Origin of the sequence: Bradyrhizobium sp. B117 (genome assembly GCF_038969555.1) — a bacterium.
Taxonomy (GTDB): domain Bacteria; phylum Pseudomonadota; class Alphaproteobacteria; order Rhizobiales; family Xanthobacteraceae; genus Bradyrhizobium.
Genome location: NZ_CP152414.1, coordinates 5,016,585 through 5,038,367 on the forward strand (window position 1 = coordinate 5,016,585; position 21,783 = coordinate 5,038,367).

Genomic DNA, 21,783 nt, shown 5'->3' on the forward strand with positions numbered 1-21,783 from the left:
AACCAAGGATCCGCCATGCAGAACATCGCAGAGCATATGGAAGTCATCGGCGCCGACGGCGTCCACATCGGCACCGTCGACCGGGTCGAGGGCAATCGCATCAAGCTGACCAAGAAGGACAGCGGCGAGGGCAGCCACAAGGGGCACCATCACTTCATCGACAAGGGTCTCGTTGCCGACGTCGAGGGCAACAAGGTCCGCCTGTCGGCGAAAGCGGATGTCGCCGTGACGATGGAAGAGGAAAAGTAGGGCGGGCGTCCGTCCGTTCCTGATCCGTACCGCTATTCGTCCGCCTGCACGTTCCGGTAGCCTTGGCACCCGTCGCGTATCGCAGGGTGCTAGGGAATGGCGGAGCCGGGCCGGCCGCAGCGTGTCTCGCAAGGGATCGCGGGAACTTGGCCGACGGGCCGAACCGCCTCGGCCGGCGGCTTCGCGCCGGTGGGCTCCGGCCTCTGGCCCGCGACCGTCGAGACGCTCCGCGCATGGGCGCGCGCTGAAACCGGCGCCGGGCGGCTGTTGCCGTGGGTGCCTGTCGCGTTCGGCGGCGGCATCGCGCTGTACTTCGCGGCCGATCATGAGCCGGTGCTGTGGGTCGTTGCCGCCACCGCGGTCGCGCTCATGTGTGGTGCGGTCCTGTTGCGGCGGAGCCGGTGGTTTGCGCCTGCGCTTCTGATCGCGGCGGTCGCGGCCGGCTTGGCCATGGCGACCTGGAAGACGGCGCGTATCGCGCACACGGTGCTGGCAAAACCGCTCTATTCGGTATCGTTGTCGGGCTTTGTCGAGGCCCGCGACATCCGCGAGCGCACCGACCGTTTTGTCCTTCGCGTCACCGCGATGGAGGCGCAGCGCAGCGACGTCAAGCTCGAGCGCGTGCGCCTGTCGGTGCGCAAGGGGACCGCGCCCGAGGTCGGCAGCTTCGTGCAGCTGAAGGCGCGGCTATTGCCGCCGATTTCGCCGGTTCGTCCCGGCAGCTACGATTTCTCGCGTGACATGTTCTTCCAGGGCATCGGCGCCTCCGGTTTCGTGATGGGCGCGATCACCGCGTCCGTGCCGCCGGATGCCGGCGGCCTGCGGCTGCGCTATGCCGCGTTCATGCAAGGCCTGCGCGATGCGATCGACGCGCGCATCCGTGCGACGCTCGAGGGCGACAATCGCGCCATCGCGACGGCGCTGCTCACTGGTCGGCGCGATGCGATCACGACGCCCGTCAACGATGCAATGTTCATCTCGGGGCTGGGTCATGTGCTGTCGATCTCCGGCTACCACATGGCGGTCGTCGCCGGCGTCGTGTTCTTCGCGGTGCGCGCGCTGCTGGCCTTGATTCCGGCGCTTGCGGCCGGTTTCGCCATCAAGAAGTGGTCGGCGGCCGCGGCATTGGTTGCGGCGGCGTTCTATCTGCTGCTGTCGGGCGCGGAAGTCGCGACGCAAAGGTCGTTCTTCATGACGGCGGTGGTGCTGATCGCGGTGATGGTCGACCGCCGCGCCATCACCTTCCGCACGCTGGCCGTGGCGGCGCTGATCGTGCTTGCGGTCGCGCCGGAGGCGCTGGTGCATCCGAGTTTCCAGATGTCGTTCGCGGCGACGCTTGGGCTGGTGGCGCTGGTGCAGATCGGCATGCCGAACCTGTTTGCCTCGCCCGATCATTCCACGACCGCGCGCATCGCGCTGTGGGGCGGGCGCGAGATCGCGATGCTGTTCCTGGCCTCGCTGATCGCGGGGCTTGCGACCACGCCCTACGCCGCCTTCCACTTCCACCGCGTCACGCCGTTCGGCGTGCTCGCCAATCTTGGCGCGATGCCGGTGGTCTCGGCGCTGGTCATGCCGGCCGGGCTGTTGGGCCTGCTTGCGGCACCGTTCGGGCTCGACGCCGTGTTCTGGTGGCTGATGGGGATCGGCATCGACTGGATGATTGCGGTCTCGCGCTGGGTAGCGGGACTGCCGGGCGCTGTCGGCAGCATCCCCGCCTTCGGCATAGGCCCGCTGATTGCGGCGAGCCTCGGGGTCATCGTGATGGGTCTGTTGCGCACGCCGCTGCGCTGGTCCGGCGCCGTGGTGCTGCTGGCGGCGATCCTCTGGGGCCTGTCGGCACGCCAACCGGACATTTTAATTGCCGGGGACGGCCAGAGCGTCGCGGTGCGGGGGCGGGACGGGCACCTGCACCTGATCAGGGCCAGCAAGGACGGTTTTCTGCTCAAGGAATGGTTGGCTGCCGACGCCGATGTGCGTGACGCCGGCAGTGCCGCGCTGGCTGACGGCGTGTCATGCGACGAGGCCGGCTGCGTCACGCCGCTCGCCGACGGGCGGCTGGTGGCGCTGTCCCTGCGGATCGACGCGCTGGCGGATGATTGCAGTCGCGCTGCATTGGTGGTGACGGCAAGGCCCGCGCCGCCGGATTGCGCGGCGATGGTGGTCGACCGGCAGCGTCTGACGAGGCAGGGCGCGCTGGCGCTGACACAAGCTGGTGAGGGATTTGCGGTGCTGGCGGTGAAAGCGAGGGGCGCAAATCGCCCCTGGTCGCCGGCTGCTGCCGGCGAGGGCGTTTCCGAACTGACCCTCTTGCCACCGTCTGGAACTCCGCGCGTCCGGGACGCAACACCGTCGGAGGCCGACCTTGCGGCGGAGGACTAGGATCTATTTCAACCGATCGGCAGACGCGGCGTTGTCGGCCGGCTGTCGACACCGACCTGCGGCTTGTGCTCGCGCTCGCTCAGCGGCTGGGTCACGGGCAGTTGCAGCACGGTTGCCTGCTGGCCTTCGACGAGCTGTGTCACCAGCACGTATTTGCCGTCGGGGAATTCGATCGCGTCATGATGGCGATCGGGAATGTGCGGATCGATCTTGCCGAACTTGCCGACGCGCGAATTGACGGTGCGCGTCCAGATCCAGCGATTGTCGTAGCGGACGTTGTCGGCGAAGGCGAGCTCCGTTCCCGGCAGCAGGCAGACCGCGACGGTCGGATCGGCCGCGGAGGCAAAGCCGCGCGTCGAGGTGCCGCGGAACGTTGTCGTCACGATCGTCTCGCCGACCTCGGCAGGGCGCGATGCGACGGCATGCAGGCTGTAGTCACACATCGTGGGTGCTCCTCATGCGGAGATAGCAACCCGTGCCTCTGTCTTACGAGGCGCAGGCCTCTATCAGAGTGGAAGCATAATAGCGTCTGCGCGGTTGTAGGCAAATCTGCGGCTCGCTGCCGCAGCGTGCGATCACATTATCTTTCCCGAATCCGCTGGGAACAAAGTCTGCTTTCGTGCATTCGGTGGGGGTATCAGCGGCCAGCCGGAGCCGACCAGCCGGAATTTGGCCAGACCGCTTGTGACGTTTGCGTCAGCGCATTGCGCGCGTTTCGGACTTGCTCGCTCATTGCAGTCTCCTTGGCCACGTCCTTGCGGACATGGCGGTGCGATGGTGCGGCAACGGCTTGCGACGCTGATGCTGCGACCAGCACCGCGGCTACTGTGCTCAGGATGATCTTGCGCATGAGGTCTCCTCGAACCTTCGCAGCCGAAGCCGTGCTGCTTCGTGCGGTGTGGCGAGGATGTAGCGCCGGGGGAGGGGCCGGATAATCTGCGCGAAACCAGAAAGACTATCCAGCGCGAGCGGACAATCATCCGCTCCGATCTCTGGTCGGCGATGCCGATCGAAGCGCGCGGACAGCGCGCTCAGTACTTCCGGTATCAGTACTTCCGATAAAGCCCGATCAGCTTGCCCTGAATCTTGACCCGGTTCGGCGGCAGGATGCGTACCTCATAGGCCGCATTGGCGGGCTCGAGCGCGATCGAGGCGCCGCGGCGGCGGAAGCGCTTCAAGGTCGCTTCCTCGTCGTCGATCAGCGCCACCACGATGTCGCCGGTGTCGGCGCTCTCGTTGCGCTGGATCAGCGCCATGTCGCCGTCGAGTATGCCGGCTTCCACCATGGAATCGCCGCGCACTTCGAGCGCGTAGTGCTCGCCAGAGCCGAGCATGTCGGGCGGGACGCTAATGGTGTGGCTGCGGGTCTGCAACGCCTCGATCGGCGTGCCGGCCGCGATACGGCCCATCACGGGCACCGCGACGGGACGCTCGCCCTCGTCCGCGGGCGGGCTGGAGGTCGTGCGGACCTTGCCGAGGTTGCCCTCGATGACGCTCGGCGTGAAGCCGCGACGATTGCCGGCGGCGGCCTGCAGCTCAGGCAGCTTGATCACCTCGATGGCGCGGGCGCGGTTGGGCAGGCGGCGGATGAAGCCGCGCTCCTCGAGCGCGGTGATCAGGCGATGGATGCCTGATTTCGAGCGCAGGTCGAGCGCGTCCTTCATCTCGTCGAAGGATGGCGGCACGCCGCTTTCCTTCAGTCGCTCGCTGATGAACCGCAGGAGCTCGTACTGTTTGCGCGTTAACATCTCGACCAAAATCCCCCGGTTGATGTCGTTCGATTCCGAGACGATGAATTCAGCGATAAGCCGCTGCATGCTCGAAACAAATCATGAACGGACACTATATGTTCGATACATGTTCCGCAACTGCTTAATTTACCGTGAACGCGACAAAGTTCGCGCCACGCGTGTGGCCTGCGCGTTCAGACCGGCAGGCGCAGCACCTCGCAAGGTGTGCCGGCTTCGGCCTTCGGCGCGAACGGCGCGCGCACGAGAAGTGCCTGTGCCGCAGCGAGATTCGCAAGCAGCGAGGAATCCTGGTGATTGACGGGAAGGGCGATCAGCGTGCCGTCGTCGCGCGTTTCCAGGCGCGCGCGCAGATAATCCTCGCGCTGGTCGTTGGCGCCGACATCGCGGCCGAGCACCGCGCGCTCGCGGCGATGGTGAATCGCGGAACGGCCCGACAGCGCGCGAATCAGCGGCACCATGAACAGGAAGGCACACACATAGGATGACACGGGATTGCCGGGCAGGCCGATCACGCGCATCGCCGCCAGGTGTCCATGCATCATCGGCTTGCCGGGCCGCATTGCGATCTTCCAGAACGTCATCGCGATGCCCTCGGCCTTCAGCGCCTGCTGGACCAGATCGTGGTCGCCGACCGAGGCGCCGCCGGTGGTGATCAGGATGTCGGCGCCGCTCTCGCGGGCGCGGCGGATGCCCGCGGTGGTGGCGTCCAGGGTATCGGCGGCAACACCGAGATCGACGGTATCGGCGCCCTCACTGCGGGCGAGCGCGTGCAGGGCGTAGCCGTTGGAATAGACGATCTGGCCGGGGCCAGGCGTGGTGCCCGGCATCACCAGCTCGTCGCCGGTGGCGAGAATCGCGACTTTCGGGCGGCGGCGGACGGGCAGAAGCGGGTGATTCATGCCGGCGGCGAGCGCGAGGTCGCGCTCGGTCAGCCGGATACCCTTGCGCAGCAGCACGTCGCCCGCGCGGAAATCGACGCCGGCCGGGCGGATGTGTCGCCCCGTCACGGCCGTTTCCTTGATCGTGATGCGCCTCCCATCCGCAACTGTGTCCTCCTGGATCACGACTGCGTCGGCCCCGTCGGGAACGACGCCGCCGGTGAAGATCCGCACGGCTTCGCCGGCGCCGACCGATCCCGCAAACGGCCGGCCCGCCGCGACCTCGCCGATCACGGTGAGCTGGGAATCGATTGTCGCGGCATCGGCCGCACGCACCGCATAGCCATCCATCGCCGACATCGCCTGCGGCGGCTGCGTGCGCCGCGCCGCGACGTCGCGGGCGAGCACGCGGTGGAAGGCTTGGTCGAGCGCGACCGTTTCTTCAGGCAGCGGCTCTGCGCCGGCAAGCACCGCGGCAAGCGCGTCAGAAACCGGCATCAGGGCCACGGGTGAGAACTCCAGCTGCGTCCGTTCGGGCAAATCGGCGGCGAGAGTTCTAGCCGAGTGCAGGCGCTGAGGCAAAAAGGCGCTCACGCAGGAGGATTCATCCGCTCTGCAGTGAAGGACAGACGTCAAATCCGCCGCGGCATGATCCAGAAGGCCAGACAGACCGGTACGAGGATGGCCATGGCGAGGATGAGAAGGACGAGAGCCACGGCCAGCATCGGTCAACTCCCCGGCGGCTCGTCCGGACTGACGTCCGGCGCTTTGGGACTCTGATCCTTGTCGGGCAGCGGATCGGCCTGCGATTTCAGGTCGGCGGCCTTGCTGATCAGCTTGGCGGAGAGCTCAGAATCCGAGGTGGTTCTGGCGTATTTCATCAGCAGCGAGGCCTGCTTGGTGAGGTAGGTTTTGCCCAACACGACGATAAGCCCGATGTAGAATTCCCAACGGACTTATGAGTCCGGAAGCCCGTATTCGTTCCGGGAACTCTGTACAAAATTGCACAAAGTGATTTGGTTCCTCATTTTGCGTCAGATTAGTTCCAGGCCCCCTGGGCACCGGACGTTAAACCCCGAGCGCCTTCAAGGCGTTCCCGACGGCGGTTGGCGAGGTCACATGCACCGCGGTCAGGCCGCGGGCGCGGGCTCCCTCGATGTTCTCGGCAAGATCGTCGAAAAATACGATCCGGTTGGCTGGCACGCCGATAGCGGCGACGACATGGTCGAAAGCTTCCGCATCGGGTTTGCGCAGGCCGATGCTGGAGGACAGGTAGACCTCGCGGAAATGGCCGAGCAGATCGGCGTATTCCTTCGAGAAATAGTCCACATGCGGCCGGTTGGTGTTGGAGAAGGCGTAGAGCGGCATTTGCCTCGCCGCGCGCGGCAGCAACTCGGCTATGTCAGGCATCTCGCCGGCGAAGATCGCGTTCCAGCCTTCCAGGAACTGGGCGTCGGAAATGCCGATCCCGAGTGAGTTGCGCAGCGAGGCGAAATAGTCCTCGTCGGTGATCTTGCCGACCTCGTGCAGCCGGTAGGCCTCGTCGCGCACATAGCGCGCGACGATGGCTTCGGGCTTGCAGCCGGCGTGCCCCGCCCAGCAATCGATCGCCTTGGAGAAATCGATGTCGAGCACCACGCGCCCGAGATCGAACAAAAGCGCATCGGCGCTGCCGGGAGAGAGCGAGGTCACCTGCATCCTTATCCTCAGTATCGGTACGGGTCGTGGTCGAACAGCGGGAATGCGCTGAACACGCTTGGCGCATTGGTCGCGGTCGCCGGATGCAGGCAGGATTTGTTGACCTCGGCGAAGGAGGTGGCGCCCAGCAGGCCGAGGCAGCGCAGCACCTCGTCCTCCAGCAGTTCCAGCATGCGCGTGACGCCGGCCTCGCCGGCCGCCGCCAGCGCCCAGCATTGCAGCCGGCCGATGCCGACCATGTCCGCGCCCGCCGCGATCGCCTTGACGATGTCGGTGCCGCGGCAGAAGCCGCCGTCGACCATGATCTTGGCGCGGCCCTTCACGGCATCGACGATCTCAGGGAGCACATGCATGGCGCCACGGCCATGATCGAGCTGGCGCCCGCCATGGTTGGAGACGTAGATCCACTCGACGCCATGGTCGAGCGCGATCAGCGCATCCTCGGCGGTGGCGATGCCCTTCAGGATCAGCGGTATCTTGAACCTGTCCTTGATCATCTTCACGGTCCGCCACTCCAGCCCCTTCTGGAAATCGCCGCCGGTGGCGCGCAGGCGGCTTTCGCGAACATAGCGCTTGGCGATGTCACGTTCGCGACGGCTGTAATGGGCGGTGTCGACGGTCAGGCAGAACGCGGCATAGGCGCTCTTCTCGGCGCGGCCGACGACATCGGCGACGAAGGCGTCGTCACCGCGGACATAGAGCTGGTAGAGGCGCAGCGCATCGGGGGCGGCCTCGGCGGTCTTCTCGAGGCCGGGCTCCGACACCGAGCTCAGCATATGCGCCGCACCGAAGGTGCCGGCCGCGCGTGCAACGCTTGCCGCACCGTCGGGGTCGAAGATTTCGAGCGCGCCGACGGGGGCCAGAACCACCGGCAGGCGCATCCTGCGACCGAACTGCTCGACCGAGCCGTCCACCTTGCGGACGTCACGCAGCACACGCGGGCGGAAGGCGATCTCGTCCAGCGCCATGCGGTTGCGGCGCATCGTGGTCTCCGTCTCGGCGGCGCCGACGATGTAGTCCCAGGCATTCTGGTTGAGGTTGGCACGCGCCTTCCGGACGAATTCGTGCAGATTCTGGAACGGCTCGTTGCTGGCGCCGAGCTCGACGTTCCGTTCCGGCCGGATGCGGGGTGCTTCATTCATTGTTATCCTCCCGAGAATTTGAAGCCTTGTCTCATCGCCTTAGCCCGTCCGGACCTGCAAAACCATCCTAAGATCGCATAGCTGCGAGGCATGGCCTGGCCAACCGATTCCGCTTTGCGTGAAACCATTTCGGAACGTTGCCAAAAGTTTAGCTCAGGGCGAAGGGATTTTTACCGTGTACCCGCTGGCGTGGCAGCCCGGCCATCAAGAAACCTGAATGGTATTGTGAGAAGCTGGCTGGATCGCCATTTGCATGGCAGCTTCCAGCCTCCAGAGAACCGCCAGCTAAGAAGGCCCTCCATGCGGAAATCCCTGCTGTTCCCCCTGGGCGCGCTCACCGGAGCGTGTCTGACCCTTCTGGTAGCCAGCCCCCAGGCTGGCGTATGGGCGGCGCGGGCCGCAGCGGGCGCGGATGATGCCTATTCGCAGCTCAATCTGTTCGGCGAGGTCTTCGAGCGCGTGAAGGCGAGCTATGTCGAGAAGCCCGACAATTCCAAGCTGATCGAAGGCGCGATCACCGGCATGGTGACATCGCTCGATCCGCATTCACGCTACATGAACGACAAGGCCTGGACCGAAATGCAGGAGACCACCTCCGGCGAGTTCGGCGGCCTCGGCATCGAGGTCACGATGGAGGAGGGCCTCGTCAAGGTGGTCTCGCCGATCGACGACACCCCGGCGTCCAAGGCCGGCATCATGTCCGGCGACCTCATCAGCAAGATCGACGGCGAGGCCGTGCAGGGCATGACGCTCGAGCAGGCCGTCAACAAGATGAAGGGGCCGGTCGACACCAAGACCAAGCTCACGATCGTACGCAAGGGCGCGGATGCGCCGCTCGACGTCGCGATCACGCGCGAGATCATCCATGTGCGCCCGGTGCGCTTCCACGTCGAGAATGGCGACATCGGCTATATCCGCGTCACCTCGTTCAACGAGCAGACCACCGACGGGCTGAAGAAGGCGATCGCCGCGATCTCCAAGCAGGTCCCGCAGGAGAAGCTGGTGGGCTATGTGATGGACCTGCGTAACAATCCGGGCGGCCTGCTCGACCAGGCGGTGTCGGTGTCGAGCGCGTTCCTCCAGCGTGGCGAGGTCGTCTCGACCCGCGGCCGCAATCCGGAAGAGACCCAGCGCTTCACCGCGCATGGCGGCGACCTCACCAAGGGCAAGCCGCTCGTGATCCTGGTCAATGGCGGTTCGGCTTCGGCCTCGGAGATCGTGGCCGGTGCGCTGCATGATCACAAGCGCGCGACGATCATCGGCACGCGCTCGTTCGGCAAGGGCTCGGTGCAGACCATCATCCCGCTCGGCGCCGGCAATGGCGCGCTGGCGCTGACCACGGCGCGCTACTACACGCCGTCGGGCCGCTCGATCCAGGCCCAGGGCATCGCGCCCGACATCGAGATTCTCCAGGACGTGCCGGCGGAGCTGAAGGGCCGGATGGACACCATGGCGGAGTCGCAGATGCGCGGTCATCTGTCGGCTGCCGACGGCAGCGAGCAGACCGGATCGCAGTCCTACGTTCCTCCGAAGGAGGAGGACGACAAGGCGCTGCACGCGGCCTACGATTTCCTCCACGGTGTTACCGCAAACGCCGTCGCCGCCAAGCCCGCGCCGAAGGCTGCGGTGCCGAACTAAGCCCTACAACGTCAAGACATCGATCGCCCGGGAGTGGATACCGCTCCCGGGCGATTTTATTTTGGGCGCCGTCTCAGCTCGGATTTATGGCCGCGAAGGTCACCTCATAGCGGCCGTCGCGCTCGGCCCAGCGGCGGGCGCGGTCGCGTTCAACCAGCACCTCATCGCGGGGATGCACCCGCAGCTCCAGCAGTTGCATCACTTCCGCGATGTAGACGGCAAGCGGCATCGCGCGCGCATCGCTGGCCTGTTGCGTGCCGGTGAGCTCGGTCTGCACATAGGGCGGCGCGAGCTCCAGCACCTCGACTGGTGCCGCAATGATTGCAGCCAGGAGTGCAGGAACGCCTTGCTGGCGCAGTAGGTCGGGAAGTCGGCGCGGGGCACGAAGGCGAGGTTCGAGCTGGTCGCGATGATCGTCGCATTCCGTTGCGTCTTCAGGAGTGGGAGGAGCGTGGCCGTGACGCGCAGCACGCCGAGAATGTTGGTTGCGACGATCGCTTCCGCGTCAGAGGCATCCCAGCCGTCCGCCGTCATGTCCTCCGGCCGCGAGATGCCGGCGTTGGCGATCAGCACGTTGAGTTCAGGAAAGCGTGTCCGGACCTCGGCCGCCAAGTGCGGCAATGCCGAGGCATCGTCGAGGTCGAGCGGCAGGCCGATCAGGTCAGGGCGTTCAGCCATGATCTGATCGAGCAGGGCCTGCCGCCTGCCGGTGACGATGACGCGATTGCCGCGGTCGTGGAAAGCTTCGGCCAGTGTGCGGCCGATGCCGCTGGTGCCGCCGGTGATGAGGATCGTGTTGCCAGTCATCTTCATGGTTGCTGCCTTTCGATGGAGGGAAAGCCACGGCAACCCAGGAAACCTCGGCAGCGAGCAGCCCGAGAAAACGGCAAACATCGGCGCGGGGAGAGCCGCGCCGAAATCGACGTCTTGAGCGGGTGATCGTCTACACGCAGGAGAGTGATGGCATCACCGTGGCGTCTCGTGAATCGAGATCTCCCAGCCGGGATCCTCTCGACAAAGGACGCGTTGGATGACGGTAACGCCTACGGCAGCGGCGTTTCGGCAGCTGCAAGTGCTGAAATACTTTGGCCTGATGTCACCGTCAAGCGCGGCGGGCAGGCCGAAAGGCTAGCTCGCCTCGCGCCGGCGGCCCTCGCTACCTTCGCGCCGGGCGAGCCGGCTGCGATGCAGCGCGAACAGCTCCAGAATCTTGTCGGCAGGCTTGGCGGCGCTGAACAAATAGCCTTGCATCTCGGAGCAGCCGAGGGTGCGGAGCAGGCGCCGCTGCTCCTCGGTCTCGACACCCTCGGCCGTGGTGGTCATGCGACGGGCGGCCGCCAGGTTGACGACGGCCTGGACAATGCTGGCGGAGCCGTCGGGGCCGGCGATATCGTCGACGAAGCAGCGGTCGATCTTGATCTTGTCGAACGGGAATCGGTGGAGATAGCTCAGCGAGGAATAGCCGGTGCCGAAATCGTCGAGCGCGATACGCACGCCGATGGCGCGGAGCTGGTGCAGGATCGCAAGCGCCGCATCGTCGTCGCGGATCAGCACGGCCTCGGTGATCTCGAGCTCGAGCCGACTCGCCGGCAGATTGGAAGCGGCGAGCGCCGCCATGATCTTCAGCGCCAGCGTGCCGCTCTTGAACTGCACCGGCGAGACGTTGACGGCGAGGCGGATGTCGTCGGGCCAGCCGGCAGCATCCCGGCAGGCAGTTGCCAGCACCCATTCGCCGATCTCGTTGATCAGGCCGGTGTCCTCGGCGATCGGGATGAACTCGGCCGGAGAGACCATGCCACGCTCGGGATGGCGCCAGCGCACCAGCGCCTCGCAGCCGGTGATGCGGTCGTCCTTCAGGCCGATGCAGGGCTGGTAGTAGACCTCGAGGCCGCCTTCGCGCCCCCCTTGTGCGATGGCGCGGCGCAGGTCGATCTCGAGCTGCCGCCGCTCGTGCACCTTGGCGTCCATCTCCGGCTCGAAGAAGCGATAGGTGCGGCGTCCGGCGGATTTGGCGGCATACATCGCCATATCAGCGTTCTTCAGGATCTGGTCGAGCGCGGTGCCGTGCTCCGGCGCGAGCGCAATGCCGATGCTGGCGTCAGTGGTGAGATGATGGCCCATGCAGTCGAACGGAGCGCGGATGGCCTGAAAGACGCTCGCGACGAGCTCGTTGACCTGGTCCGGCGATGTCACCGCGCTCTGCACGATGGCGAATTCGTCGCCGCCGAGCCGCGCCACGAAATCCGACGGGCCGATGCACCGGCTCAGAGTGGCAGCCACCGACTTCAGGAGCTCGTCGCCGACGAGGTGGCCGAGCGCGTCGTTGACGCCCTTGAACTCGTCGATGTCGATGTAGTGCACCGCGAGTTGTTGGCCGCCCGTGACGCCAGCCAGCTCCGCGCGCAGATGCTCGTGGAACATGGCGCGGTTGGGCAGGTCGGTGAGCGCGTCGTAATGGGCGAGATGGGTGATGCGTTCTTCGATGCGCCGGCGCTCGGTGATGTCCTCGTGCGTCACCACCCAGCCGCCGTCGGCGAGCGGTTCGTTGAGAACGTGGATCGAGCGGCCGTCGGCGGTGTCGACCACCATGGAGTTGCGGACATGGATGTCGCGCAGCACGCGCGCGACATAGTCGTGGACGTTGCCGGTGAAGGAGCCGGTCGCCTTGCGATGGGCGATGATGTCGTGGAAGCTGGAGCCGGGCTTCACCACGTCCGGCGACAGTCCGTACATCTCGATGTAGCGCTGGTTGCAGACCACGAGCCGCCGCTCGGCGTCGAACAGCAGCAAGCCCTGACTCATGTTGTTGATGGCTCGGTCGAGACGCTGCTTCTCCAATGTCAGCAGTTCGCGGGAGGCGCGGTGCTGTTCCAGCAGCTTGCGCACGATGGCGATCAGAACGCCGGCGATGGCGAGCGCGGAGGCGCCGGCGACCGAGATCAGGATGCCGATCTGCTCGCGCCAGTCGGTCAGGGCCGCGGCGCGCGTCGTGGTGGCCATGATCAGGATCGGGAAGTGTGGCAGGGCCCGCGCCGACACCAGCCGGTCTTCGCCGTCGACCGGGCTCATGAAGCGGCCGGCGAAATGATCGAGGCCGAAAATCCTCTGCTGTTCGAACGCGCCGGTCTTGAAATTCCGTCCCATCAGCTCGCTGGAATGGGGATAGCGGGCGAGCAGCGTGCCGTCCCGGTGCAGCATCGATATCGTCGCGCCGTCGCCGAGCACGACGGAGGCGAAGAACTTCTCGAAATTGGCAGGCTCGATGCCGCGCCCGACTACCCCCATGAACTCGCCGTTCGGTCCCACGATCCTGCGGACGATCAGGATGGTCCAGGCGCCGGAGACGCGGCTGTGCAGCGGCTCGATCAGGACATCAGGCGAATGCGGGTCGTATTTGAAGGTGCGGAAGTAGGCGCGGTCGGCGACGTTCACTTTCGGGCCAGGCCACGCCGTCGACGAATTGATCAAGTTGCCGTCGGCATCGATGACGTTGACGCCGCCGATGTAGGGCAGCGCCTCGATCTTCGAGCGCAGCATGCGGTGGACGTCCTGTCCGGAGAGGCGCTTGCGATAGTCCTCCACGGTGTTGATTCCGGTCGCGCGGACGTGATCGACGAAATCCTTCTGGATGACCGCGAAATCCTGCAGCTGCTGATCGAAATGGTGGGCGAGCAGCAGCGCGGTGTTTTCCAGCTCGCGGCCGGCGTTGCGCAAAGCGCGCTCGCGGAAGTTCTGCGCCATCAGCGTCGCGCCAACGGCGATCGCCGCGATCAAAAGCATGCCGCCCACCACCAGCCAGCGGATCGGTCCGCTGCGCACGAAGGCCTGGTCAAAAAGGCGGCTGCCAAATCTCGTCATCATGCTGGATCATTGCCGTGCACACGTCAGGGTCAATTCTTGAGCCCGAAAACATCCGTTGGTTTACGGGAACGGTGTGGAGGCGAAGTTAGGAAGGCTGGTTAATGCGACATGAAGGAACGCGCGCAAAAGCAATCGATATGCGCGAGACAAGCGATGCAGGAATTGCCGGATGCCCCGGCCATGCCGGTCAATTTCTGCCGCACACGCCGCGATCAACCAAGGCTTAACCATCTAAGTTGCTGGCGATCCTCACGGCGACATTGGCACGTGATTTGCGAAAAGCCAGCGAACGAGACAGAGAGGATCGATCGTGAAAAACCTTTTGAAGAACTTCATTGCCGACGAATCCGGTGCGACCGCCATCGAATACGGCCTGATCGCCGCCGGCATCGCGCTTGCGATCATCACCGTCATCAACGGGATGGGCAGCAAGCTCAGTGCAAAATTCGGATCGATCAGCTCGTCGCTGAAGTGACCGTGCGGGTTTCGCCGCGCGCCGATATCGCCATCACGACGAGCGCCGCGATGACGTTCGCCGCGGCGCTGAGCAGGATCGGCAGTGCGTAGCTGTGGCTTGAGTCATAGGCAAAGCCGGCGGCGCTCGGGCCGACCAGTGTACCGAAGGCGACGCTGGTGTAGAGAACGCCAATGATGCCGCTGACATTGCGTCCGCCAAAATAGTCCATCACGACCGATGGCAGGACCGCAACCCAGCCGCCGTAGAACACGCCATAGACGAAGGCGAAGGCGGCGAGTGCCCAGACATTTGCCGCAACGGCCCAGATCACCATCGCGAACGCCATTCCGATCAGCACCATGATCAGCGAGCGGTCGCGGCCCATCCGGTCGGCAAGCGCGCCGAGGAAGAACCGGCCTGCGGTGCTGCCGGCCCCGATCATCCCGAGCAACAGCACGGCCGAGGATGCCGCGACCCCGTGGTCGCGCGCGTAGGGCACGAGGTGGACGAACGGAACGAAGGCGCCGAAAGAACAGACGAGGCACGACACATAGAGACCGACAAAATGCGTCGATCGGACGGCCTCACGCACCGAGGTGCCGCCTGCATTGGTGGTGGCACCGGCGGCGTCGCGAGGCGGATCACCGTCCGGGTTGAGGCCCCGGTCCTTCGGATCGTTCTCGATCAACAGCGCGAGTCCACCGCCGAGCAGTGCGATCGCGCCCAGCGCCAGATAAGCGCCGCGCCAGCCGACCGATGCGATCAGCAGCGAGGCGAGCGGCGGCATCGCCAGCGTGCCGAGCCCGATGCCGCTGACCGCGAGCCCCGAGGCAAAGCCGCGCCGCCTCACGAACCAGCGTTGGACCGCGCCGATCGCGGGAACATAGGCGCAGCCGACCCCAATGCCGACGCCCAGCCCATAGGCGAGATAGACCTCGACGAGCGAGCGCGCGAGACTTGCGGCCGCAAGCCCGACCGCGACCAGGATCATGCCGACGATCGCAAGCGGCCGCGAGCCGAGCCGATCGGCAAGGGGACCACTGACGACGCCGAGCGCGAAGTAGAGAAAGCCCGCGATCGAAAACACCAGCGAGATCGAGCCGCGCGAGGCGCCGAAGTCGCGCTGGAGCGGCTCGAGGAAGGCGCTGAACGTGTAGGCGGAGCCGAAGCCGACGAACATGACGGCGAATGCCGCCGCGACGACGAACCAGCCATGGAAAATGCTCTGATGAGCGCGCGTGGATTGATTGGTCAATGTTGCCTCCGCGAGATGAGGGAAGGATGGCGACGATGCCAGGACGTCGCGCGCTGGAATGCGGCACCGGAACGGACCAGCGCGGCTTCGTCGAGATGGGCCGCGACGAGTTGGAACGCGATCGGCATTCCGTCCGCCGATGCGCCGCCCGGCAGCGTGATCGTGGGATGACCGGTCATGTCGAACGGGCAGGTGTAGCGCTGCAGCTTTGCGATCAGGTCCGGCCGCTCGCCGAGCGTGCTGATCATGGCGAGCGTCACAGGCGGCAACGGGTGCACCGGGATCAGCAGCAGGTCGATGGTCTCGAACAGTGCAACCACGCGTCCGCGCAGCGCGAGCCGCCGCAAAAGGATCTTCTGGTAATCGCGCGCGGACAGCGCGCGACCGGCCTCGATCACCGCGGCGAGGATCGGGCCATACTCGTCCTTGCGGACGGGATAAGTCGCCTCGTGCGCGACCGCAGCCTCGATCGCGCAATTCGGCGCCCAATCGGCGATGGCCTGCGCCACGTCGGGAAATTTGACATCGACGATGTCAGCGCCGAGCGAGCGGAACGCGTCGATAGCGTCCGCCAGCACACGCTGCGTCGTGACCTCCACGTCGTCATTGTTCCAAGCCGCGTCGACACCGATCCGCAAGCCGCGCAGGTCCTGTGCAGCCGCGGCCAGAAAGTCGGGCACCGGATCGCACAGCGACGTGGGATCGTTCGGGTCGTGTCCCGCGATCGCGCCGAGCAGCGCGCCGGCATCGGTCGCGCTGCGAGCGATAGGGCCGACATGGTCGAGCGTCGCGGCCAGCTCGAACGCACCGTGGCGGCTGACCCGCCCCCAGCTGGGCTTCAGTCCGGTCAGGCCGTTGGCGGCCGCCGGCCAACGGATCGACCCGCCGGTGTCGGAGCCGAGCGAGGCGAAGCAGAGCCCGGCGGCCGTCGCGACTGCCGGGCCGCTGGATGAAATGCCCGGCCAGTAAGCCGCATTCCACGGATTCTTCGGCGGCGTCACCAGCGGATGGTGATCGGAATAGGCGCCTTCCGTGAGTTGCACCTTGCCGAGCACCACCGCGCCGGCGTCCTTGAGCCGCCGCACGACGGTCGCATCTTCAACGGGACGAAAGTCGCGATGAAGTGTGGTGCCAGCCGCTGTCGGAATACCCTTGGTCCAGAACAGATCCTTCAGCGCTATCGGCACGCCGTGCAGCGGGCCCCGATATCGGCCATGTGCGATTTCGGCGTCCGCGGCTTTCGCCGCGGCGATTGCCGTTTCCGCCATCACGTGGACATAGCTGCAGAGCTCACGGTCCACAGCGTCGATACGGCCGAGTTGCGCGCGAGTCACTTCCAGCGCGGAGATGTCGCGCGCCTTGATGCGCGCCGCGAGCTCGGTGAGTTCGAGATAGTGAAGGGCTTCGGTCACGGTTCGCGTTCTCCATCATCGACACCTGTAAAAAGACTATACAGGTGTTGGTTGCTGTCAACCGGTAAATCTGTTTTACTGGTGTTCCAATCCCTGGTGGTCCGATGTCGAAAGAGTCCCGCAAATTCAAGGTTCCCGATGTGTTGGCGAACGTCTACGACTTCGCCAACACGCTCGATGTCCGCCATTTCACGCATTTCGGCGTGGCGCACCCGCAAGGCGACGAACTCGGCGGACCGAAGCAACTGGCGGACTGGATGCGGGAACGCGGTCTTGGGGGGGAGGGCGGACGTGTCACGCCCGCAATGCTCGAGACTGCGCTACAGCTGCGCGGCGCCTTGCGCGATTATCTGCAGTGCGAGCCGGCTGAGCGGCGCCGCAACAAGGACGTTCTCGACGCGCTTGGCCACGCTCTCGCGCCGTTTCCATTGCGGGTGGAGGCGCGTGCCGGGCGCGGCGCAATATTGTCGGCGGTGCGTGAGGATGCGCTTGGCGGCCTCTCCATGATTGCGATCGAGCTTCACGATGCCACGCTGCTGGGAACGATCGACCGATTGAAGATGTGCGCGTCCGAGGAGTGCCGCCGGGTGTTCTTCGACCGCTCGAAACCATCGACGCGGCGCTGGTGCATGTCGACGCTGTGCGGAAACCGCGTGAAGACGCGTGCCTATCGCGAACGGCAGCGCGAGGCGAAATAGATATCAGGCGCGGTAATGGCCCGACTTGCCGCCGAGCTTCTCGACGAGATGGATGCCGTCGATGCGCACGCCGCGCTCCACCGCCTTGATCATGTCGTAGATGGTCAGGCACGCGACCGACACGGCCGTGAGCGCCTCCATCTCGACGCCGGTCGGTCCCGTCACTTTCACGCTGGCGCGCACGAGGCAGCCGGGCAGCTTCGTGTCAGGCTCGATGTCGACCGTGACCTTTGACAGCGCGAGCGGATGACAGAGCGGGATCAGTTCCGAGGTGCGTTTCGCGGCCATGATGCCGGCGATGCGCGCGGTGCCGAGCACGTCGCCCTTCTTGGCATTGCCCGAGACGATCAGGTCGAGCGTCGCCCTGGTCATGACGACGCGGCCTTCGGCGACGGCGAGCCGCTCGGTCGCGGGCTTCTCCGAGACGTCGACCATCCGCGCCTCGCCGGAGGCGCCGATATGGGTCAGGGCAGGGCGGGCCTTCGCTCTAGACGGCTTGGATGCAGACGGCTTGCGCGCCATGTCAGCGCGCGCCCGTGGCGCGTGCCGCGGTCTCACGCGTGAGCAGCGCGCGCGTGGCGGCCGTCACGTCGGACTGCCGCATCAGGCTCTCGCCGACCAGGAAGGTCGACATGCCGACGCGCTCGAGCCGCGCGAGGTCCGCGGGCGTGAAGATGCCGCTCTCGCCGACCATCAGCCTTTCCGTGGGGATGAGCGGCGCCAGCGTCTCGCTGGTCGCGAGCGTGGTCTCGAAGGTGCGCAGATTGCGGTTGTTGACGCCGATCATCGGCGAGCGGAGTTTCAGCGCGCGGTCGAGTTCGGCGCGGTCGTGGATCTCGATCAGCACGTCCATGCCGTAGGCGATTGCCGCGTCTTCGAGATCTTTTGCCGTGGCATCGTCGAGCGCCGCCATGATGATCAGGATGCAGTCGGCGCCGTGCGCGCGGGCCTCCGCCACCTGATAGGTGTCGAACATGAAATCCTTGCGCAGCACCGGCAGCGACGTCGCCGCGCGCGCCGCCACCATGAAATCGAGATGGCCCTGGAACGAGGGCGTGTCGGTCAGCACCGACAGGCAGGCCGCGCCGCCGGCCTCATAGGCCTTGGCGAGCACGGGCGGATCGAAGTCGGCGCGGATCAGCCCCTTGGAGGGCGAGGCCTTCTTCACCTCCGCGATCAGCGCGAAGTCGCCATTGGCGTGCTTGGCCTTGAGGGCGCGCACGAAGCCGCGGGGAGCGGCTTGCCCCTTGGCCCTGGCCTCGACGTCCGAGAGCGACTGCGCGCGCTTGGCCGCGGCGATCTCCTCGCGCTTATAGGCTTCGATCTTGGTCAGGATATCCGACATGGGAAACTCAGCCGTTCGAGACCGCGATCAGGTGCTTCAGCCGCGCGCTTGCCGCGCCGCTGTCGAGCGATTTTGCACCGATCGCGACGCCTTCCTTCAGATCCTTGGCGCGGCCGGCCACCACCAGCGCAGCGGCGGCATTCATCAGAGCGACGTCGCGGTAGGGGCTCGGCTTGCCGTCGAGCACGTTTTGCAGCGCGACCGCATTGGCGTCGGCGTCACCGCCCTTGAGTGCGCCGGGCTCGCAGCGCGACAGGCCGGCCTCTTCCGGCGTCACCTCGAAATTCCGGATCTCGCCCTTGTGGAGCGCGGAGACGAAGGTCGGGCCGGTGAGAGTGATCTCGTCGAGACCGTCGGAGCCATGCACAACCCATGCGGATTCCGAGCCGAGGTTTTTCAGCACCTGCGCCAGCGGCTGCACCCATTGCCTGGAGAATACGCCGACCATCTGCCGCTTCACGCCGGCCGGGTTAGACAGGGGCCCAAGCAGGTTGAAGATCGTGCGCGTCGCCAGCTCGACCCGGGTCGGGCCGACGTTCTTCATGGCGGGATGATGGGCGGGCGCGAACATGAAGCCGATGCCGCATTCGCGCACGCAGCGGCCGACCTGCTCCGGCCTGAGGTCGATCTTCACCCCGAGCGAAGCCAGCACGTCGGCGGCGCCCGAGCGCGACGACAGCGCGCGGTTGCCATGCTTGGCCACGGGCAGGCCGGTGCCCGAGACGATGAAGGAGGCGCAGGTCGAGACGTTGACCGAGCCGGAGCCGTCGCCGCCGGTGCCGACGATATCGACGGCATCTGCCGGCGCATCGACAGTGAGCATCTTGGAGCGCATCGCCGACACCGCGCCGGTGATCTCGTCCACGGTCTCGCCACGGACCCTGAGCGCCATCAAGAGGCCGCCCATCTGCGAGGGCGTGGCCTCGCCGGACATCATGGCGTCGAAGGCGGAAGCTGCTTCCTCACGCGACAGGCTGGCGCCGGTCGCCACTTTTCCAATGATCGATTTCAGGTCGTCCATCGCGTGCTTTCAACTCACTGGTTCGCGCCGGTCACCTGCGCGAAGGCGGCCTGATTAATGGTGGTCCCGATGTCGGTTTCAAGCTTGTTGACGTAGGCGGCGACCTGCTCCTCGGTGAGCGCGCGGTCGAGGCTGTCCTTCAGCTTCTTGACTGCATCCGAGGCGGCATCGACCGCAGGATCGATGACGTCGGTGACGCGGAAGACGATCACCTCGCTGCCGCCGCTCACGGGCGTTTGCCCGACGCCGTCCTTGGCCGTGCGGAAGGCGGCCGCCACGACGGCCGCAGGCACGCCGGCGGGCGAGTCGTCGCGCTTGAAGCCCGAGGCGGTCTCGACCTTGGCGCCGATCGCGGCGGCTTCATCTGCGAGCTTGCCGCCGGCTTCCAGCTTCTGCACCATCTCGGTCGCCTTGGCCTTCAGCTTGGTCGCGATCTGGTCCTGGCGCCAGCGCGCCTCGACCTGGTCACGGACCTCGTCCAGATTGCGGTCGCGCGAGGGCGTGATGGCGAGCACGTCGTACCAGACATAGCCGCCCTTGAACGAGATCGAGTCGTTGTCGACGCCGACATCGGTGTTGAAGGCCTGCGACACGACGTCGAGGCCTTGCGGGATGTTGGCGACCGGCTGGCCGTTGGGCGCGCGGCCGGAACGGTCGACGGCGTCGATGGTCACGGCGGTGAGGCCGAGCTTCTGCGCCGCCTCGATCACGCTGGAGCCGCCGCCGCGCTCGTCTTCCATCTTGTCGCGGAGATCGGCGACCTTGACGCGCGCGCGCTCGGTCGCGATCTCGCGCTTGATGTCGGCTGCGACCTTTGCAAAGTCCGGCTCGACGCCGGGCTCGATCTTGTCGACCCTGACGATAGAGACGCCGAGAGCGCCCTGGATCGGCTGGCTGATTTCACCGGCGGGCAGCGCGAAGGCGGCATTCCCGACCGCGGAGTCGAGCGAGGATTTGGTCACGAGCCCAAGGTCGACGTCCGAGGCGCTCAGCCCGCGCTCCTTGCCGAGATCCTCGAACGAGGTGCCGCCGATGAGACGCTCGCGGGCGGCCTGCGCCTCGGCCGCGTTCGGGAATACGAGTTGCTGGATCTGGCGCTTCTCGGGCGTGCCGAACCGGTCCTTGCGCTGGTCGAACACCTTCCTGGCGTCCTCGTCCGACACTTCGGTCCACTTGCCGATCTCCTCCGGCGAGACCATGACGAAGGCGATCTTGCGATATTCGGGGGCGCGGAACTGGACCTTGTGATCCTCGAAATAGGCGGCGAGCGCCTCGGGCGAGGGCGCATCGATCTGACCCGCCTGCGCTGCGTCGAGCCTGATGAACTCGATGGCGCGCTGCTCGTTCTGGAATCGCGTCAGCACGTCGATCATCGCCTTCGGCGGCTCGAGGCCGGCGCCGATCGTGCCGGTGATCTGCCGGCGCAACGACACCTTGCGCTGCTCGGAGACGTAGCGCTGCTCGGTGTAGCCGAAATTGCGGATCACGGCCTGGAAGCGGTTCGCGTCGAATTTGCCGTCGACGCCCTTGAAGTTGGGGTCGTTCATGATGACCTGGCGGATCTGCTCGTCGGACTGGCCGAGCCCGAGCCGGCGCGCCTCTTCGTCGAGCGCGGCTTCCGCGATGGTCTGCTGCAACACCTGCCGGTCGAGGCCGAAGGCGCGCGCCTGGTCGGGCGTCAGCGGACGGCCGAACTGACGGCCGATCTGCTGCAGGCGGTCGGTGTAGATCTGGCGGAACTCGTTCAGCGAAATCTCGGTGTGGCCGACCTTGGCCACCGTGGACTGACCGAAGCCGCGGAAGATGTCGGCGATGCCCCAAATGCCGAAACTGATGATCAGCACGCCCATCACGATCGCCATAATGGTCTTGCCGACCCAGTTTGATGAGGCCTTGCGCATTCCTCGAAGCATTTGGTCCAACTTGTTTTGGTCAGGAGGGGAACGGGAGCGCGTCTTAATGCAGATTCCGCAAAAGCGCCTCACCAAATTGATCAATC

Annotated in this window: 21 protein-coding genes; 5 read left to right on the forward strand and 16 right to left on the reverse strand. The window is 65.9% G+C overall.

The genetic code is table 11. The features are described from left to right. Positions 1 to 15: 15 nt before the first annotated feature. Together AAFG16_RS24615 and AAFG16_RS24620 are read left to right on the forward strand one after the other, a co-directional pair. On the forward strand, positions 16 to 249 hold the full coding sequence (locus AAFG16_RS24615) for a DUF2171 domain-containing protein (RefSeq protein WP_027559407.1): 234 nt from the start codon (positions 16 to 18) through the stop codon (positions 247 to 249). A 96-nt stretch (positions 250 to 345) separates the two neighbouring features. Next, the gene (locus AAFG16_RS24620; protein WP_342729494.1) at positions 346 to 2,628 is read left to right on the forward strand and encodes a ComEC/Rec2 family competence protein; all 2,283 of its coding nucleotides are present in this window, start codon (positions 346 to 348) and stop codon (positions 2,626 to 2,628) included. Between the two features lie 8 nt (positions 2,629 to 2,636). Here AAFG16_RS24620 and AAFG16_RS24625 read toward each other — a convergent pair whose 3' ends face one another. The 7 genes from AAFG16_RS24625 to AAFG16_RS24655 all read right to left on the reverse strand — a co-directional run bounded on the left by AAFG16_RS24625 (position 2,637) and on the right by AAFG16_RS24655 (position 8,097). After that, positions 2,637 to 3,071: a hypothetical protein gene (locus AAFG16_RS24625; protein WP_342729496.1), complete on the reverse strand. Its 435-nt coding sequence runs from the start codon at positions 3,069 to 3,071 to the stop codon at positions 2,637 to 2,639. A gap of 194 nt (positions 3,072 to 3,265) precedes the next feature. Beyond that, positions 3,266 to 3,478 carry a hypothetical protein gene (locus tag AAFG16_RS24630; protein WP_342729498.1) on the reverse strand — a complete coding sequence of 71 codons (213 nt, stop codon included), beginning with the start codon at positions 3,476 to 3,478 and terminating at the stop codon, positions 3,266 to 3,268. Between the two features lie 196 nt (positions 3,479 to 3,674). Then, positions 3,675 to 4,376, reverse strand: coding sequence for a transcriptional repressor LexA (gene lexA / locus AAFG16_RS24635; protein ID WP_027559402.1), 702 nt, complete (start codon positions 4,374 to 4,376; stop codon positions 3,675 to 3,677). Positions 4,377 to 4,552: 176 nt separating this feature from the next. Next, complete coding sequence (gene glp, locus AAFG16_RS24640; protein ID WP_342729500.1) at positions 4,553 to 5,764, reverse strand: gephyrin-like molybdotransferase Glp; 1,212 nt, start codon at positions 5,762 to 5,764, stop codon at positions 4,553 to 4,555. Between the two features lie 221 nt (positions 5,765 to 5,985). After that, positions 5,986 to 6,180, reverse strand: a complete 195-nt coding sequence (locus AAFG16_RS24645; protein ID WP_283086753.1) for a hypothetical protein — start codon at positions 6,178 to 6,180, stop codon at positions 5,986 to 5,988. Positions 6,181 to 6,325: 145 nt separating this feature from the next. Then, the gene (locus AAFG16_RS24650; RefSeq protein WP_283086754.1) at positions 6,326 to 6,955 is read right to left on the reverse strand and encodes an HAD family phosphatase; all 630 of its coding nucleotides are present in this window, start codon (positions 6,953 to 6,955) and stop codon (positions 6,326 to 6,328) included. A gap of 8 nt (positions 6,956 to 6,963) precedes the next feature. After that, positions 6,964 to 8,097: an alpha-hydroxy acid oxidase gene (locus tag AAFG16_RS24655; RefSeq protein ID WP_342729506.1), complete on the reverse strand. Its 1,134-nt coding sequence runs from the start codon at positions 8,095 to 8,097 to the stop codon at positions 6,964 to 6,966. Positions 8,098 to 8,397: 300 nt separating this feature from the next. Between AAFG16_RS24655 and AAFG16_RS24660 the strand changes: the two genes are divergently transcribed. Next, entirely contained in the window at positions 8,398 to 9,735 is a 1,338-nt protein-coding gene (locus AAFG16_RS24660) for a S41 family peptidase (RefSeq protein WP_283086756.1), read from the forward strand. A 73-nt stretch (positions 9,736 to 9,808) separates the two neighbouring features. On the opposite strand, the gene AAFG16_RS24665 is transcribed toward AAFG16_RS24660, so the two are convergent. The 3 genes from AAFG16_RS24665 to AAFG16_RS24675 form a co-directional block, all read right to left on the reverse strand. Beyond that, a complete protein-coding gene (locus AAFG16_RS24665) occupies positions 9,809 to 9,964 on the reverse strand; it encodes a hypothetical protein (protein WP_342729508.1) in 156 nt (51 codons plus the stop codon). Continuing rightward, positions 9,934 to 10,548 carry an SDR family NAD(P)-dependent oxidoreductase gene (locus AAFG16_RS24670; RefSeq protein WP_342729510.1) on the reverse strand — a complete coding sequence of 205 codons (615 nt, stop codon included), beginning with the start codon at positions 10,546 to 10,548 and terminating at the stop codon, positions 9,934 to 9,936. Before AAFG16_RS24670 ends, AAFG16_RS24665 begins: the two co-directional genes overlap by 31 nt. Before the next feature lie 315 nt (positions 10,549 to 10,863). Then, on the reverse strand, positions 10,864 to 13,596 hold the full coding sequence (locus AAFG16_RS24675) for an EAL domain-containing protein (RefSeq protein ID WP_342729512.1): 2,733 nt from the start codon (positions 13,594 to 13,596) through the stop codon (positions 10,864 to 10,866). 310 nt (positions 13,597 to 13,906) lie between these two features. Here AAFG16_RS24675 and AAFG16_RS24680 point away from each other — a divergent pair, with 310 nt between their 5' ends. Continuing rightward, positions 13,907 to 14,071, forward strand: coding sequence for a Flp family type IVb pilin (locus tag AAFG16_RS24680; protein WP_283086759.1), 165 nt, complete (start codon positions 13,907 to 13,909; stop codon positions 14,069 to 14,071). Here the strand turns inward: AAFG16_RS24680 and AAFG16_RS24685 are convergent. After that, complete coding sequence (locus AAFG16_RS24685) at positions 14,052 to 15,308, reverse strand: MFS transporter (RefSeq protein WP_342729517.1); 1,257 nt, start codon at positions 15,306 to 15,308, stop codon at positions 14,052 to 14,054. The two genes, AAFG16_RS24680 and AAFG16_RS24685, sit on opposite strands and share 20 nt — an antisense overlap. Continuing rightward, positions 15,305 to 16,720 (reverse strand): amidase, encoded by a 1,416-nt coding sequence (locus tag AAFG16_RS24690; RefSeq protein WP_342729519.1) that lies wholly within the window; start codon positions 16,718 to 16,720, stop codon positions 15,305 to 15,307. The genes AAFG16_RS24685 and AAFG16_RS24690 overlap by 4 nt, the downstream gene beginning before the upstream one ends. Before the next feature lie 104 nt (positions 16,721 to 16,824). Between AAFG16_RS24690 and AAFG16_RS24695 the strand changes: the two genes are divergently transcribed. Continuing rightward, on the forward strand, positions 16,825 to 17,418 hold the full coding sequence (locus AAFG16_RS24695; RefSeq protein WP_342729521.1) for a CGNR zinc finger domain-containing protein: 594 nt from the start codon (positions 16,825 to 16,827) through the stop codon (positions 17,416 to 17,418). Positions 17,419 to 17,421: 3 nt separating this feature from the next. Here the strand turns inward: AAFG16_RS24695 and moaC are convergent, their stop codons facing one another. Genes moaC through AAFG16_RS24715 form a run of 4 tightly spaced genes read right to left on the reverse strand, consistent with a single transcriptional unit; the run spans position 17,422 to position 21,697 of the window. Next, positions 17,422 to 17,940, reverse strand: a complete 519-nt coding sequence (moaC, locus tag AAFG16_RS24700; RefSeq protein ID WP_283086763.1) for a cyclic pyranopterin monophosphate synthase MoaC — start codon at positions 17,938 to 17,940, stop codon at positions 17,422 to 17,424. A 1-nt stretch (position 17,941) separates the two neighbouring features. Continuing rightward, on the reverse strand, positions 17,942 to 18,763 hold the full coding sequence (gene trpC / locus AAFG16_RS24705) for an indole-3-glycerol phosphate synthase TrpC (protein ID WP_342729524.1): 822 nt from the start codon (positions 18,761 to 18,763) through the stop codon (positions 17,942 to 17,944). Positions 18,764 to 18,770: 7 nt separating this feature from the next. Next, positions 18,771 to 19,784 (reverse strand): anthranilate phosphoribosyltransferase, encoded by a 1,014-nt coding sequence (gene trpD, locus AAFG16_RS24710; RefSeq protein WP_027559388.1) that lies wholly within the window; start codon positions 19,782 to 19,784, stop codon positions 18,771 to 18,773. Between the two features lie 14 nt (positions 19,785 to 19,798). Then, positions 19,799 to 21,697 (reverse strand): SurA N-terminal domain-containing protein, encoded by a 1,899-nt coding sequence (locus AAFG16_RS24715; RefSeq protein ID WP_342729527.1) that lies wholly within the window; start codon positions 21,695 to 21,697, stop codon positions 19,799 to 19,801. Positions 21,698 to 21,783 lie beyond the last annotated feature (86 nt).